The sequence below is a fragment of the Brevibacillus parabrevis genome (genome assembly GCF_022701015.1).
Lineage (GTDB): Bacteria > Bacillota > Bacilli > Brevibacillales > Brevibacillaceae > Brevibacillus > Brevibacillus parabrevis.
The window spans coordinates 1,416,955-1,431,863 of sequence record NZ_CP064090.1; the positions used below are offsets into that span (position 1 = coordinate 1,416,955).

General features: G+C 51.5%; 15 protein-coding genes. All 15 read left to right on the forward strand.

What is annotated here, in order from left to right:
* Nucleotides 1-25: 25 nt before the first annotated feature.
* The 15 genes from atpG to nuoN all read left to right on the forward strand — a co-directional run bounded on the left by atpG (nt 26) and on the right by nuoN (nt 14,878).
* On the forward strand, nt 26-889 hold the full coding sequence (atpG, locus tag IRJ17_RS06755; protein ID WP_063228999.1) for an ATP synthase F1 subunit gamma: 864 nt from the start codon (nt 26-28) through the stop codon (nt 887-889).
* A gap of 48 nt (nt 890-937) precedes the next feature.
* Nucleotides 938-2,347 (forward strand): F0F1 ATP synthase subunit beta, encoded by a 1,410-nt coding sequence (gene atpD / locus IRJ17_RS06760; RefSeq protein WP_122962596.1) that lies wholly within the window; start codon nt 938-940, stop codon nt 2,345-2,347.
* Between the two features lie 27 nt (nt 2,348-2,374).
* Nucleotides 2,375-2,773 (forward strand): F0F1 ATP synthase subunit epsilon, encoded by a 399-nt coding sequence (locus IRJ17_RS06765; protein ID WP_122962597.1) that lies wholly within the window; start codon nt 2,375-2,377, stop codon nt 2,771-2,773.
* A 213-nt stretch (nt 2,774-2,986) separates the two neighbouring features.
* Nucleotides 2,987-3,727 (forward strand): DUF6042 family protein, encoded by a 741-nt coding sequence (locus tag IRJ17_RS06770; protein ID WP_063229002.1) that lies wholly within the window; start codon nt 2,987-2,989, stop codon nt 3,725-3,727.
* A 303-nt stretch (nt 3,728-4,030) separates the two neighbouring features.
* Nucleotides 4,031-4,402, forward strand: coding sequence for an NADH-quinone oxidoreductase subunit A (locus IRJ17_RS06775; RefSeq protein ID WP_063229003.1), 372 nt, complete (start codon nt 4,031-4,033; stop codon nt 4,400-4,402).
* Nucleotides 4,393-4,911, forward strand: a complete 519-nt coding sequence (locus tag IRJ17_RS06780; protein ID WP_063229004.1) for a NuoB/complex I 20 kDa subunit family protein — start codon at nt 4,393-4,395, stop codon at nt 4,909-4,911. Before IRJ17_RS06775 ends, IRJ17_RS06780 begins: the two co-directional genes overlap by 10 nt.
* Before the next feature lie 200 nt (nt 4,912-5,111).
* Nucleotides 5,112-6,377 (forward strand): NADH-quinone oxidoreductase subunit C, encoded by a 1,266-nt coding sequence (locus IRJ17_RS06785; RefSeq protein ID WP_242775233.1) that lies wholly within the window; start codon nt 5,112-5,114, stop codon nt 6,375-6,377.
* A 3-nt stretch (nt 6,378-6,380) separates the two neighbouring features.
* Entirely contained in the window at nt 6,381-7,529 is a 1,149-nt protein-coding gene (locus IRJ17_RS06790; protein WP_063229006.1) for an NADH-quinone oxidoreductase subunit D, read from the forward strand.
* Nucleotides 7,526-8,536, forward strand: a complete 1,011-nt coding sequence (gene nuoH / locus IRJ17_RS06795) for an NADH-quinone oxidoreductase subunit NuoH (protein ID WP_173596373.1) — start codon at nt 7,526-7,528, stop codon at nt 8,534-8,536. Before IRJ17_RS06790 ends, nuoH begins: the two co-directional genes overlap by 4 nt.
* A 105-nt stretch (nt 8,537-8,641) precedes the next feature.
* Nucleotides 8,642-9,055, forward strand: a complete 414-nt coding sequence (nuoI, locus tag IRJ17_RS06800) for an NADH-quinone oxidoreductase subunit NuoI (protein ID WP_063229008.1) — start codon at nt 8,642-8,644, stop codon at nt 9,053-9,055.
* Between the two features lies 1 nt (nt 9,056).
* The gene (locus IRJ17_RS06805; protein WP_173596374.1) at nt 9,057-9,566 is read left to right on the forward strand and encodes an NADH-quinone oxidoreductase subunit J; all 510 of its coding nucleotides are present in this window, start codon (nt 9,057-9,059) and stop codon (nt 9,564-9,566) included.
* Nucleotides 9,563-9,874, forward strand: coding sequence for an NADH-quinone oxidoreductase subunit NuoK (gene nuoK, locus IRJ17_RS06810; RefSeq protein WP_122962601.1), 312 nt, complete (start codon nt 9,563-9,565; stop codon nt 9,872-9,874). The genes IRJ17_RS06805 and nuoK overlap by 4 nt, the downstream gene beginning before the upstream one ends.
* A 26-nt stretch (nt 9,875-9,900) precedes the next feature.
* A complete protein-coding gene (gene nuoL / locus IRJ17_RS06815; protein ID WP_122962602.1) occupies nt 9,901-11,823 on the forward strand; it encodes an NADH-quinone oxidoreductase subunit L in 1,923 nt (640 codons plus the stop codon).
* The gene (locus tag IRJ17_RS06820) at nt 11,807-13,348 is read left to right on the forward strand and encodes a complex I subunit 4 family protein (protein ID WP_173596375.1); all 1,542 of its coding nucleotides are present in this window, start codon (nt 11,807-11,809) and stop codon (nt 13,346-13,348) included. Before nuoL ends, IRJ17_RS06820 begins: the two co-directional genes overlap by 17 nt.
* Before the next feature lie 3 nt (nt 13,349-13,351).
* Nucleotides 13,352-14,878: an NADH-quinone oxidoreductase subunit NuoN gene (nuoN, locus tag IRJ17_RS06825; protein WP_122962604.1), complete on the forward strand. Its 1,527-nt coding sequence runs from the start codon at nt 13,352-13,354 to the stop codon at nt 14,876-14,878.
* Nucleotides 14,879-14,909 lie beyond the last annotated feature (31 nt).

Consider the following 14,909-nt stretch of genomic DNA (forward strand, 5'->3'; position numbering starts at 1 on the left):
TGCGTTCTCAAGGTGGTGAAAACGAGTGGCAAAAGGAATACGTGAGATTCGACGCAGTATTAAAAGTACCAAAAATACGCGCCAAATCACGAAAGCGATGAAAATGGTGGCGGCAGCGAAACTCCGCCGCAACCAGGAGAAGGCTGAGGCAGCACGTCCTTACGCTGACAAAATCCAGGAAGTGATTGCAAGCATTGCGAGCGGAACAACTGGTTCCAAACATCCGATGCTGCAAAATCGTCCGGTGAAAAAGACTGGTTACATTGTCATCACTTCCGACCGTGGACTTGCTGGCGGATACAACGCCAACATGCTTCGCAAAGTGGTTACCACCATCAGCGAAAAGCACAAATCCAAGGATGAGTACGGTATTTTTGTGATCGGTCGCAAAGGTCGTGACTTCTTCAGCAAACGGAACTATCCGCTTCTGGAAGAGGTAACAGGTCTGCCAGCCAGCCCGGCCTTTGCTGATATCAAGAAAATTGCCGGTGCGGCAGTCCAGATGTTCGCGAACGAACAAATTGACGAACTGTACCTGTGCTACAACAAGTTCCAAAGTGCAATTTCGCAAATACCTACCGTAAAACAATTGCTGCCACTGGAAGCTCCCGAGAGCAACACGGTGCGCACAATCAATTACGAGTATGAGCCGTCCTCGGAAGAAGTTCTGGCCGATCTGTTGCCTAAATACGCGGAAACACTGGTGTACAGTGCGCTTCTCGAAGCGAAGGCTTCCGAAGAAGGTTCCCGTATGACAGCGATGGGCAACGCGACAGACAACGCAACGGATATGATTAACCGTTACACGTTGATCTACAACCGTGCCCGTCAGGCAGCCATTACTCAAGAGATTTCCGAGATCGTTGCAGGTGCAAACGCACAGGCTTAGTGGCAGCGAATAGCTCCCAATTTAGCTTTACAGGAGGGAAGAAGTAAGATGGCGAATGGACGCGTGGTTCAGGTAATGGGTCCGGTTGTTGACGTCGAGTTCGACCGCGGACACCTGCCTGCCATTTACAATGCGATCAAGATTCAACATAAAGCACAAAGCGCTGGCGAGCGCGACATCGACTTGACAGTTGAGGTTGCAACTCACCTGGGTGATAACCTGGTTCGTACCGTTGCGATGTCTTCCACTGACGGTTTGGTTCGCGGTATGGAAGCCGTTGATACAGGTGCAGCTATCTCCGTTCCAGTGGGTGCAGTTACCCTCGGACGCGTATTTAACGTATTGGGAGAGCCGATCGACCTGCAAGAGCTGGGTCAAGTAGATCGTCGCGACCCAATTCACCGTAAAGCTCCTGAGTTCGTAGACCAAGCAACTACTGTTGAAATCCTGGAAACAGGTATCAAAGTAATTGACCTCTTGGCTCCGTACATCAAGGGTGGTAAGATCGGTCTGTTTGGTGGTGCGGGTGTAGGTAAAACCGTTACGATCCAAGAGCTGATCAACAACATCGCGCAAGAGCACGGTGGTATTTCCGTATTCGCTGGTGTAGGTGAGCGTACCCGTGAAGGTAACGACCTGTACCACGAGATGAAAGATGCAGGCGTTCTGCCGAAAACCGCGATGGTATTCGGTCAAATGAACGAACCGCCTGGTGCGCGTCTTCGCGTAGCGTTGACCGGTCTGACAATGGCGGAGTATTTCCGTGATGAAGAAGGCCGCGACGTTCTTCTGTTTATCGACAACATCTTCCGCTTTACCCAAGCGGGTTCCGAGGTATCCGCTCTCTTGGGCCGTATGCCATCCGCGGTAGGTTACCAGCCAACACTGGCTACCGAAATGGGTCAGCTGCAAGAGCGCATTACTTCTACGAAAAAAGGTTCCGTAACGTCTATTCAAGCGATCTACGTACCAGCGGATGACTATACTGACCCGGCGCCTGCGACTACGTTTGCTCACTTGGACGCTACTACCAACCTGGAGCGCTCCATCGCTGAGTTGGGTATCTTCCCTGCGGTAGACCCACTCGCATCCACTTCCCGTGCTCTGACTCCTGACGTAGTTGGTCAAGAACACTACGATGTGGCTCGTGGCGTGCAAAAAATCCTGCAACGTTACAAAGAATTGCAAGATATCATCGCGATCCTTGGTATGGACGAGCTGAGCGACGATGACAAACAAGTGGTTGGCCGCGCGCGCCGCATCCAACGCTTCCTGTCCCAGTCCTTCCACGTTGCCGAGCAATTTACTGGTAACCCAGGCCAATACGTGCCATTGAAAGAAACGGTTCGCAGCTTTAAAGAAATCCTCGAAGGCAAGCACGACCACCTGCCAGAGGGCGCGTTCCTGTATGTAGGAACGATTGAAGAAGCGGTAGAAAAAGCGAAGAAAATGGCGTAAGACACCCTGGAAAGGGGAGACGATTAAATGAGTAAGATGACAGTTGAAGTCGTAACTCCTGAACGGGTTGTCTATAGCGGTCAGGCTGAAATGGTCATTGCTCGCGGTGTTCAAGGGGATCTCGGTATTTTGCCGAACCATATGCCACTGGTGAGCCCGCTGAAAATAGCGCCTGTTCGGATCAAGACAGAAGGCGAGAAAGAAGTAAAGATGGCTGTAAGCGGCGGCTTCATGGAAGTGCGCGGCGATAAAGTAACCATCCTTGCTGAAACGGCTGAATTGCCGGGAGACATCGATGTTGAACGCGCGAAGGCAGCGAAAGCTCGCGCCGAGAAGCGTTTGGCTGAGAAATATGCCGAGCTCGACGTCCAGCGTGCTGAGCGTGCGCTGCAACGTGCGATGGCACGTCTCGACGTAACGAAGTAAGCGTAAGCTTGATATCCCCGCGCCCATGTGGCTGCGGGGATTTTTCGGTTACGAGCGCGTATGGCGATACATGCATGCTGGGCATGATATTTCCAGTTGGTAATCGCCTATCGTTTCTGTGTATAATAGACCTAATGCCCTGCCGTCTGACATGATTTTTTGCGACAGCATAATGCGCGGCACTGGCTAGTGGAATTAAAGGAGAGTGTACTGATGCAAACCATTCGCGATATTCGCCACAATCAGGATGGCGTAGTGATTCCGAGCGGCTTCGCGGCCAATGGCTGGTCGAACGTGCTGTCTCATGAGATGAATGTCCTGTTTCAGGCTCTGTGTTTTGTCGTAACAGAGTACGAGACGAAAGCGGAGATGGAAAAAGGACTGGATGAAATCGAAGCGTTGAAAGGCGCCTTTTCTGTACCTGCCAAGGAAGCATTTAAATCGGAAGAAGACTATGAAGGCTATGTAGACCTGCTGAACCGCTTCAAGGCATTCCTGAAGCGTTCCGATTACGCTTATCCTGCATCCCGTGCGGAAGCGATTGAGCTTTTCGTAAAATGGGGTCTTGTGATCGACAACGAAGACGCGTGGGATATTCCTGTCCACCCGTTCCCGGATGTACCTCAGTTGTTCAATCTGAGTGAAGCGGAATCGCTCGCCCTGGCGCATGTAAAGCTGGAAGCGCTGGTACACCCTATTTTCAGCCGTCTGGTCATGATGCTGCATGAACGCGATGAAAACACGTTTAGCATCTCCAAGGCAGAAATGAAAGAAATGCTGAATACGAATGACCAGATGCTTACTGAAGTTTTGATCAAGCTGACTCCGTATATGGAAGAGGCGATCGAGAACGTACTGGAACTTCCGGATGATGAGAAACTGAATTTCACCATTGTATGGGAGCGCATTTACGAAGACTTCCTCGGTCAGCAGTTTTCAAGCAATGTTCAATAATGCACAAAATAAATACGCCTGACGGACATATTCGTTTGGCTATTATATGATGCTGGAAAAACTTAGGGAAAAATCTCTAAGTTTTTCCCTTTATATGGGACTACAGGAAGGCTTTCGTTAGACACCCAATTGGCAATTTGATATAATGATAAAGGTATTTTTTTCTAGCAGTATCGGTCTGCGACTACGTTCATACCTTCATCTGCGATGCTGCAAGGAGTACCCTTTTGATGATGTTCATACTTCATCTGGAGGGCAGCGCAAGACAGATTCATATCTTTCTTACGAGCGGAGGGAACGTGGGTGATTGACATCTATACCAACAATTATGTTATTGTCGCGATCTTTTTGTTTCTCGGTGTGTTGTTGCCCGTAGCTACTGTCAGCTTCGTTGGTCCACTACTGCGTCCAAAGAAACCGACACGGGAGAAGCAAACCACTTATGAAAGCGGTAACATTCCTGTTGGTGACAGCTGGGTACGTTTCAACGTGAAGTATTACATCTTTGCCCTTATGTTTGTCATTTTCGATGTAGAAACACTCTTTCTGTACCCGTGGGCCGTCGCTTACAAAGAGTTGGGGCTGTTCGCCCTGGTCGAGATGGTCATCTTTATATCCTTGCTTGTGGTAGGGCTGATTTACGCGTGGAGAAAGAAGGTGCTGGAATGGAACTAGATCTGACAAGCATTGCGCCTGAATTGCAAGAAGAACTGAATCGAAACGTCATGTTTACGACTTTGGAAACGGTAAAAGGATGGGTGCGAAGCAATTCGCTCTGGCCTTTGACTTTTGGCCTTGCCTGTTGCGCGATTGAGATGATGGGAACCGGGGGAGCGCGATACGATCTGGACAGGTTCGGGGTAATTTTCCGGGCTTCGCCGCGCCAATCCGATGTCATGATCGTAGCCGGAACGGTTACGAAAAAAATGGCTCCATTGCTGCGCCGCTTGTACGACCAGATGCCTGAACCGAAGTGGGTGATTGCGATGGGGTCCTGTGCGACGGCGGGCGGACCATATGTGCGCTCGTACAGTGTCGTAAAAGGTGTCGATCAGATCGTTCCCGTCGATGTATACATTCCAGGGTGTCCACCTAACCCTGCCGCCCTGATTTACGGAATCAACAAACTTCAGGAAAAAATCCGCTATGAAGCGAAGACTGGGAAGCGGGTGACCAGTCCATGAGCGAAGAAAAACGCAGGCCAACGCCGGAAGAAAAGGCGCAGGCAGCAGCCGAGGCGCGCGCCAAAGCTGAAGCTTTGCGAAAATTAAGAGAACAGGAAGAGCAGGGCGCAGAGGCATTGCCATCAGCTCAAGAAGAAGCTCAGGCACAAGCCGCAGATTCGCAAGAGGAAGTAGCACCAGTAGCGAAGTCAGTCTCGGAAATGACACCGGAAGAAAAAGCAGCAGCGAAAAAGGCGGCGGCCGCAGAAGCGATTGCCAAAGCGAAAGCTGCGAAGGAAGCCGGAGCAGATACGCCAAGCGAAGCAGCACCACCAGCGCCTAAGCCAGTCTCAGAAATGACGCCGGAAGAAAAAGCAGCAGCGAAAAAGGCGGCGGCCGCAGAAGCGATTGCCAAAGCGAAAGCTGCGAAGGAAGCCGGAGCAGATACGCCAAGCGAAGCAGCACCACCAGCGCCTAAGCCAGTCTCGGAAATGACACCGGAAGAAAAAGCAGCAGCGAAAAAGGCTGCCGCCGCAGAAGCGATTGCCAAAGCCAAAGCTGCGAAGGAAGCCGGAACAGATGCGCCAAGCGAGGCAGCAGCGCCAGCAGCGAAGCCAGTCTCGGAAATGACACCGGAAGAAAAAGCAGCAGCGAAAAAAGCTGCCGCCGCAGAAGCGCTGGCAAAAGCGAAAGCTGCCAAGGAAGCGAAAGAATCTGCCCAGCAGGGAGATGGCGCTTCGTCAGCAGAGGGGGCAGATGCGGAAGCGAAGGCAAAAGCCGCCGCAGCGGCCAAAGCAAAAGCAGCTGCCGCAGCTGCAGCTAAGGCGAAGGCCGAGAGAGAAGCGGGTGGCTCGCCAGCAGATGGCGGGGATGATGACGCCAAAGCGAAAGCCGCCGCAGCAGCAAAAGCCAAGGCTGCCGCCGCAGCCGCCGCAGCCGCTGCAAAGGCAAAAGCTGCTCAAGCGACTGGCGATGGAGCGGAAGCAGCAGAAACGCCAAAAGCTCCCTCCAAAAACCAACCGTATCTCGACAAGTACGTGCTGCGTATTACAGAGAAGTTCGGCAAGGAAGTGCTGGAAGCCAGTTATATTAACGAATTGGCCAAGGAAGTCCCGACATTGGTTATTCAGAATGAACGGTGGCACGAGATTGCCCAGTTTCTGAAAGAAGACGAGCAATTGGCCTTTGAATATTTGTCAGATTTGCATGGCGTCGATTATGAGGACAGGATGGAAGTTTACTACCATCTGTACTCCTACAAAAATCGGCAAAGCCTGGCGGTAAAAGTCAAAACCAGTCGGGAACAGTCGTCTGTGCCGTCTGTCATGGACGTATGGAACGGCGCCAATTGGAATGAAAGAGAGACTTTTGACTTGTTGGGGATTCATTTCCCGGGACATAAGGATTTGCGTCGAATTTTGCTGCCGGATGATTGGGTAGGCTATCCGCTGCGAAAAGATTATGTGCAATACGACGAGGAGGTTTAACTGATGAACCAGAACATCCTCACAACAAGTGTCGATACCTCTTCAGAAAACGGCATTCGCACGGAAGAGATGCTTCTGAATGTCGGCCCGCAGCATCCAAGTACACACGGAGTATTTCGCTTGGTCGTCAAAATTGATGGCGAAACGATCAAGGAAGCCATTCCGGTCATGGGCTATCTCCATCGCGGCACCGAAAAGCTGGCGGAAAATCTGAACTATACGCAGATTATTCCTTACACCGACAGGATGGACTACGTGTCTGCCATGACCAACAACTACGTGCTCTGTCACGCGGTAGAGACGATGATGGGTCTGGAAATACCCGAGCGTGCCCAATTCTTGCGCCTGATTGCCATGGAATTGAACAGGGTGGCAAGTCACCTGGTCTGGTGGGGAACTTATTTGCTCGACATCGGTGCAATGGGACCGTTTCTGTATGCGTTCCGCGATCGGGAAATGATCCTTGACCTGTTTAACGAGCTGTGTGGAGCGCGAATGACTTTCAACTACATGCGGATCGGCGGCGTGAAGTGGGATGCGCCTCCAGGCTGGGTAGACAAGGCAAAGGAATTTGTCCAATACATGAAGAAGGAACTGAACAACTACCACCAGCTCGTATCCGGAAACGAAATTTTTATCAGCAGGATCAAAGGCATCGGAAAATTCGACACCAGTACGGCATTGGATTACTCGCTGTCTGGCGTTATGCTGCGAGCCACTGGCGTGAAGTGGGATTTGCGCAAAGATGAGCCATATTGCATCTATGATCGCTTCGATTTTGATGTTCCGACTGCGACAGAGGGCGATTGCATGGCGCGCTATCAAGTGCGCATGGCAGAGATTGAACAGTCGTTGCGCATTTTGGAGCAAGCCCTGGAGCAGTTCCCGAGCGAAGGGGAAGTGATCGGCAAAGTGCCTCGTGTCATTCGGCCACCAGCTGGCGAGACTTATGTGCGGATCGAGTCTCCGCGTGGGGAAATCGGCTGCTACATCGCAAGCCAGGGTAAGGATAAGCCTTGGAGATTGAAATTCAGACGGCCGTCCTTTACCAATCTGCAAATTCTGCCCACATTGTTGCAGGGAGAAAGCCTTGCCAACATGATCGTCATCCTGGGCAGCATCGACATCGTGCTCGGGGAGGTTGACTGTTGATGAATGCGCTTTTGCAGCAAGCCCCCTCATGGGGAAACACTCTCTGGTTTATTTTGGCGGCGGTGATCCTGCTGGCCGTTTTGCTGGGATTCGTCACATACGCTATCTACTTCGAGCGCAAAGTCATCGGTTGGATGCAGCTGCGCATTGGGCCCAATCGCGTCGGGCCTTTGGGACTTTTGCAAACCGTTGCTGACGTTACCAAGCTGCTGTTGAAAGAAGATACGCGTCCCAAGCACGCTGACAAAGCTTTGTTCACATTGGCGCCGATTTTGGCTTATGCGCCCGCCTTCGCTGTCCTGGCAGTCATGCCGTTTACGGAAAGCATCCAGTTTGCCGATTTGGGAATCGGCCTGCTGTACTATATCGCGCTTTCCGGCATTACGGTGCTCGGGGTGATTACGGCTGGCTGGGCTTCGAACAACAAGTATTCGCTGATCGGGGGTCTCCGCTCTGCTGCGCAGATGATCAGCTATGAAGTGCCGCTGGTCATGTCCGTGGTTGGTGTCGTTCTGTTGACGGGCAGCATGAATCTCAGGGAAATTGTCGAGGCGCAGCGGGATGTCTGGAATATTGTTCCGCAGTTTATCGGATTTGCCGTATTTATCATTGCTGCTCAGGCAGAGCTGAACCGTACGCCGTTTGACCTGCCTGAAGCCGAATCGGAGCTGGTAGCCGGATATCACGTCGAATACTCCGGATTCCGTTTTGCCATGTTCATGCTGGCAGAGTACGTGTACATGTTCGGGATGGGGACGCTGATTACGATTTTGTTCCTTGGTGGATGGCTGCCGATTCATCCGGCTTTGGGCTTTATTCCGGGAATCGTCTGGTTTGTGCTCAAGTTCTCGCTGTACATCTTCCTTCAGTTTTGGATTCGGGCTACCATGCCGCGCTTGCGAGTAGACCAACTGATGTCGTTTGCCTGGAAAGTGCTTCTGCCAATCGCGCTGTTCAACATACTGCTTACCGCTGTCGTCGTCTCCTATCAAAACGGGATGTTCTGATTTTGGCGGCAGAAAGCAACTGCTAGGCGTTACGGGTTTCTACGCGCAGGCTTCGCCATTGGCAAGGCGATAGTCAAGTAACTCAAATTCTGAGGGGTGACACACATGCTTGGACTGGCTAAAGGCCTTGGGTATACCTTTAAAAAACTCACGGAGAAAAAAGTTACCCATTTTTATCCGGATGTGCCCTTTCCCATGCCGCCACGCTTTCGCGGCATCCAACACTTTTCCCCGGAAAAATGCATCGTTTGCAACCAATGCGCCCGCATTTGTCCGACCGAGTGCATTCAATTGACAGGGAAGCCCCATCCTGATCCGGATAAAAAGGGAAAGATCATCGATACGTACGATATCAACTTCGAGCTATGCATCTTGTGCGATCTCTGTACGGAGGTTTGCCCTACCGAAGCGATTGTGATGACCAACAACTTCGAGCTGGCAGCTTACAGCAGGGACGAACTGTACAAAAACTTGAAATGGCTGGATGACAACAATACAAACGTCAGGGAGGAGAACTAGCATGACTGGCGAATTTGCAGCCTTTTTTATCCTGTCTCTCCTGACGATTGGCGGCGCAGTCTTCATGATCAGTTTTACTCGTGTTGTACACATGGTAATCTCGCTCGGGGTCACATTTATCAGCATCGCAGGACTGTTTGTTTTGCTCGGAGCAGAGTTTGTAGGCGTGGCGCAAGTGCTGGTCTACTCTGGTGCGATTTCTATTCTGATGCTGTTTGGAATCATGCTCACCAAGCACGATGCCCAGGACGAAGGAACAGGGCGCAAGTGGAAAAACCGCTTCATTCTGTTGTTTGTCGCTGGTTTGTTCGGCCTGTTGTTCTGGGGAATCCAAAACACACCGTGGCCTGCACCACCGCAGCCAGTGGCTTCTCCTGTGAGCAACGCCAAAGGAATCGGACTGGAAGTATTCACGAAGTACGTCATTCCATTTGAACTGTTGTCCGTACTGCTCTTGGTCGCGTTGGTCGGTGCGATCATCATGGCAAAAAAGGAGGGGGATAACGAATGACAGTGAGCATTACCTCCTACTTAATGGTCGCATTGATTTTGTTCTGTGTCGGTTTGTACGGAGCACTGACAAAGCGAAATGCGGTTGTCGTTTTAATCTCGATCGAATTGATGCTGAATGCGGTGAATATCAATCTGGTCGCGTTTTCCAAATACGGCTTGTACCCCGCTGTAGCCGGGCAAATTTTCACCTTGTTCACCATGACGGTTGCTGCTGCCGAGGTCGCAGTGGGTCTGGCGATCTTGATCGCGCTCTACCGCAACAAGGAAACAGTCAATGTAGATGAAATAGACCAAATGAAACGATAGATGGAGAACTGATAAGGAGGACAAAGATGGATACTTTTTTGCACTACGCCTGGCTCATCCCTCTGTTTCCGCTTCTTGCTTTCATCGTGATCGTTTCGTTTGGTCGCCAGTTGAAAGAAGGAGCGGCCATAGTCGGCATCGGGCTGACAGCTGTTTCTTTCGGAATCGCCGTCCTCGCCTTTTGGCAGAGATTCCGGGATGGGGGAGTAGACTACAACTATGTGGTAGATTGGCTTCATGTCGGTGACATCGTGATCAACATGGGCTTTGAGGTAACTCCGCTCAATGCGATGATGCTGGTTATCGTCACGCTGGTCAGCTTGCTCGTTCAGATTTATTCCAAAGGCTACATGCATGGCGACGAGCGCTTTCCGGTGTTTTACCAATATCTCGCCCTGTTCACGTTTTCCATGCTCGGGCTGGTCATTTCTCCGAACCTTTTGCAAGTGTACATTTTCTGGGAGCTGGTTGGCGTCTGTTCCTTCCTGCTCGTCGGTTATTACTATTTCAAACCGGAAGCCAAAGCGGCTGCGAAAAAGGCATTTATCGTTACGCGGATTGGCGACCTGGGATTGTTCATCGGGATATGCTTGCTGTTCTGGTGGACCGGAAGTTTTGAGTACGGGCCGATCTTCGAAAGCGTAGCTCTCGGACGACTGGAGCCGTGGATGATTACAGTCGCAGCGATTTTGATTTTTATCGGTGCGATGGGGAAATCAGGCCAATTCCCGCTGCATACGTGGTTGCCTGATGCGATGGAAGGTCCTACGCCTGTATCTGCCTTGATTCACGCAGCGACGATGGTTGCTGCCGGTGTGTACCTGGTGGCTGCGACTTATCCGCTGTTCATCGCTTCTGATACGGCTTTGACTGTAGTGGCTTATGTAGGTGGCATCACGGCGATTTTTGCCGCTTCCATTGGTTTGACACAGCGCGACATCAAGCGTGTGCTTGCGTATTCCACAGTCAGTCAGCTCGGGTACATGATGATGGCGCTGGGGGTTGCCGGTGCTGCCGGTTATGTGGCGGGATCGTTTCACTTGATGACGCACGCCTTTTTCAAAGCGTTGCTCTTTCTCGGAGCGGGCAGCGTAATCCACGCCGTACATACGCAAGATGTGTTTGAAATGGGCGGTTTGTGGAAAAAGATGCCTGTCACAGCACTGACGTTTTTGATCGGCTGTCTGGCTATCGCGGGAATCTTTCCTTTCGCCGGATTCTGGTCGAAAGAAGCGATTTTGGGCGCTGTATATGGAGCGCATCGCTACGATCTGCTGGTTATTGCGCTGGTTGCGGCTTTCTTTACCGCATTCTATATGTTCCGATTGTTTTTCCTCACGTTCACGGGAAAAGCTCGGGGCAAGCACGAAGCACACGAGTCACCTGGAGTCATGACTGGGCCTTTGCTAATTTTGGCGCTGCTTGCTGTAGTCGCCGGATTTGTGAACACGCCTTACGCACCTTTACTGACTGACTGGCTTTTGTCAACAGGAACAGGTACGGCAATTGTCAACGTGTTTGGCGAAGGAACAGAGCATGCCGCTTCCTGGCTGCAAATCGTCGCGTTGCTCATCTCGGTGCTGGGCGTCATTTTGGCCTACCTGATGTACGGCAAAAAGTCGGTATCGCCAAACAGCATTCCCGAAGCGATGCCGTGGCTCTATCGACTCTCTTACCGAAAATACTATGTGGATGAACTGTACCAGAATGTGATTGTGCGGCCACTTGGCTGGCTGGGAATCATTTTGAACGGGTTTGACAAATACGTGGTGGATGGCCTGGTTGGGCTGACAGCCAAGATTACGCAGGGAATTGGCGCTTTACATGCACGTGTGCAAAGCGGCCAGATCCAGTCTTACGGGGCGATGGTTCTGTTTGGCCTGCTGCTGTTGATCCTTGCCATCAGTTTGACGGTCGAGGGAGGTGGACTCTTTGGTTTCGGGCGCTAATATCCTTTTGTCGTCGCTGGTGTTCTCTCCACTTCTGGCGATTCTCGTGATCGCTTGCATCCCTGGTCGTCGATTCGCGGCAATCAAGCAGGTCGGGATACTGGGGACCTTGTTGCCGTTGATCCTGGCATTTTGGATGTTCGGTTTGTTCAATTACGATACATCCAACCTGCAGTTTGTCGAGCGTCATGACTGGATTTCCATTCCGATCGGACTTGCTCAGACAGGTACGGTATTCGCTTTTGAAATCAATTATGAGCTTGGTGTGGACGGGATTTCCATGCCGTTGATTTTGCTGACAGCGATTATCGGAACTCTCGCTGCGGTCGCTTCCTGGCAGATCAAAAAGCGGCTGAAGGAATTTTTCATCTTGTTCCACCTGCTGCTGATCGGGATGCTCGGAGTTTTCGCAGCAGACAACCTGTTCCTGTTCTTCATTTTCTTCGAGCTGACACTGGTGCCGATGTACTTCCTGATCGGAATATGGGGCTATGGCGAGCGCGAGCATGCGGCCAACAAGTTCCTGTTGTACAACGGAATCGGTTCCGGCATCATGCTGCTGGCCTTCATCGCTATTTTCGTCGTCATGCGAACACTGAATATCGATCAGATTGCCGCGATTTTGACGACACCGGACCATCCGGTCACAGCAGCGCTGACGCCAACAGTCCGCTTTGCCTTGTTCATGGCCCTGTTCGTTGCCTTCGCGATCAAGCTTCCGGTGTTTCCGTTCCATACGTGGATGCTGAAAGTGCACGTACAGGCTCCGCCGTCCATCGTCATGATTCACTCCGGCATTTTGCTGAAGATGGGGGCATACGGACTTTTGCGAATGGGCATCGGATTTTTCCCGGAACAGGCGTACCAGTTCTCTACATGGCTGGCGATCCTGGGAATCATCAACGTGCTGTATGGCGCGGTGCTCGCTTTTGTGCAAAAAGATTTGAAAATGGTTCTGGCGTACTCCAGTATCAGCCATATGGGGATCGTTCTCCTTGGTTTTGCGGCCATGAACTCGATCGGCTTTCAAGGAGCGATGTTCCAGGTTGTCTCTCACGGTTTTATTTCGGCGCTGTTGTTCTTCCTGATTGGCGTCATTTGGGACCGGACGCAAACTTCGATGATCGACGATCTTGGCGGCTTGTCCAAATCCATGCCATTTGTCAGCGGAGTCTTTTTGGCTGGCGGTATGGCATCGCTCGGACTGCCTGGCATGTCCGGATTTATCAGTGAGTTCTTTGCTTTCCTGGGACTGTTCGGTCGAATGCCTGTACTGGCTGCGATCGGGGCGCTTGGGATCGTGCTTACAGCCGTCTATTTGTTGCGAGCGATCATGCGAACGACATTTGGGCCGACACCAAGCCGCTTCACAGGTCTTGCGGATGCACAGCCGATGGAAGTGATTCCGATGGTCGTGCTTCTCGGGTTTATTATCCTCATCGGCGTATATCCAGCTGTCCTGGGAAATCCGATGCAGCAGGCTCTGAAGACGATCGTACCGATTGTAACGGGAATAGGAGGGTAATCCATGGACGTAAAAGATATATTCTCATATGACTGGAGCTACCTTCTGCCCGAGTTTATCATTCTCGGATTTGCGACGTTTCTGTCGCTGCTGGATTTGTTTGCGGGCAAGCGTCTCGGTAGACAGGTGATCGGTTGGCTGTCGCTTGCAGGGGTAGTGTTGGCAGCGGTCTTTGTCTTCGTCAATGTGAATGTGCTCGACAAGCCGTACAGCTACATGGCGGACATGATCCGCATCGATGACTACGGCAATGCTTTCAAGCTGCTATTCCTGGCCGGGACGGCATTTGCGATTTTGCTCTCTCTTTCGTATCTGAAAAAGGGGGAGGTCACCCACACAGGAGAGTATTACTATTTGATGCTGACAGGACTTTTGGGGGCCATGGTCATGGCGTCTTCGGCAGACCTGATCACGCTGTTTGTCGGACTTGAGCTGTTGTCCCTGTCCTCCTACGTGCTTGTGGGATTGAGAAAAAAGTCGCTGCAATCGAATGAATCAGCTTTTAAATACGTGGTATCGGGCGGAATCGCCACGGCCGTCATCTTGTTTGGGATGTCGTACGTGTACGGGCTGACAGGTACGACACATATTTACGAGATTTCGTTCCGTCTCGCAGAAGCGGGAATGGCGGGCTATCAGTTCCTCGTATACATGGCATTTGCGTTTCTGGCGGTCGGGCTTGCTTTTAAAATATCCGCGGCGCCTAACCACATGTGGGCCCCGGATGTATACCAGGGCGCTCCGACTCCCGTAACGGCTTTTCTGGCCGTCGTGTCAAAAGCGGCAGGCTTCTCGCTCGTATTCAGAGTCTTGCTGATCTCGTTTTTCAACGTTTCGAACGGAACGGATCGCTTCTTTTTCCAGGAGGCGAGTCTCTATCTCGGCATCATGGCGGCTGCTTCCATGATTATCGGGAACACGATGGCGCTCAGGCAAACAAACGTCAAGCGCATGATGGCATACTCGGGAATTGCGCAGGCGGGGTATATACTCGTTCCGTTTGTGCCGCCGACGACTTTGTTTTTCGGTGAAGTGATCTTCTACCTGTTCGGGTACATGCTCGTCAGCTTTGGTGCTTTTGCCGTCATCATGGTGGTGACACGTGAGCAGGGAACAGAAGATCTGAAAGGTTTTGCCGGTTTGTATCACCGTTCTCCTGTCATGGCGATTGCGATGAGCATTTTCCTTCTGTCGCTGGCAGGGATTCCTGTCACCGCAGGATTCTTCGGGAAATTCTATCTGTTCATGGGTGCGCTGGCCCAGGAAAATTACTGGCTGGCGGCAATCATGATCGTCACAAGCGTCATTTCCTACTATTATTACTTCGGGATTATCAGACAGATGTACATGCGTCAGGGAACGAGCGAAGCTCCGCTTGCCGTGCCAAAAGGCATTTGGACTCTGGTCCTCGTGCTGGCCATCCTGACAGTCGTGTTCGGGGCATTCCCTGGTCTGGTCACCGATTATGTGCAAGTTCATTTCAATCCGTCTTTTGACTTTGGGAATATGCTTCCTCCCAACTTTCAGTGACACTCGTAACGGATGGCTACATCATGTACAA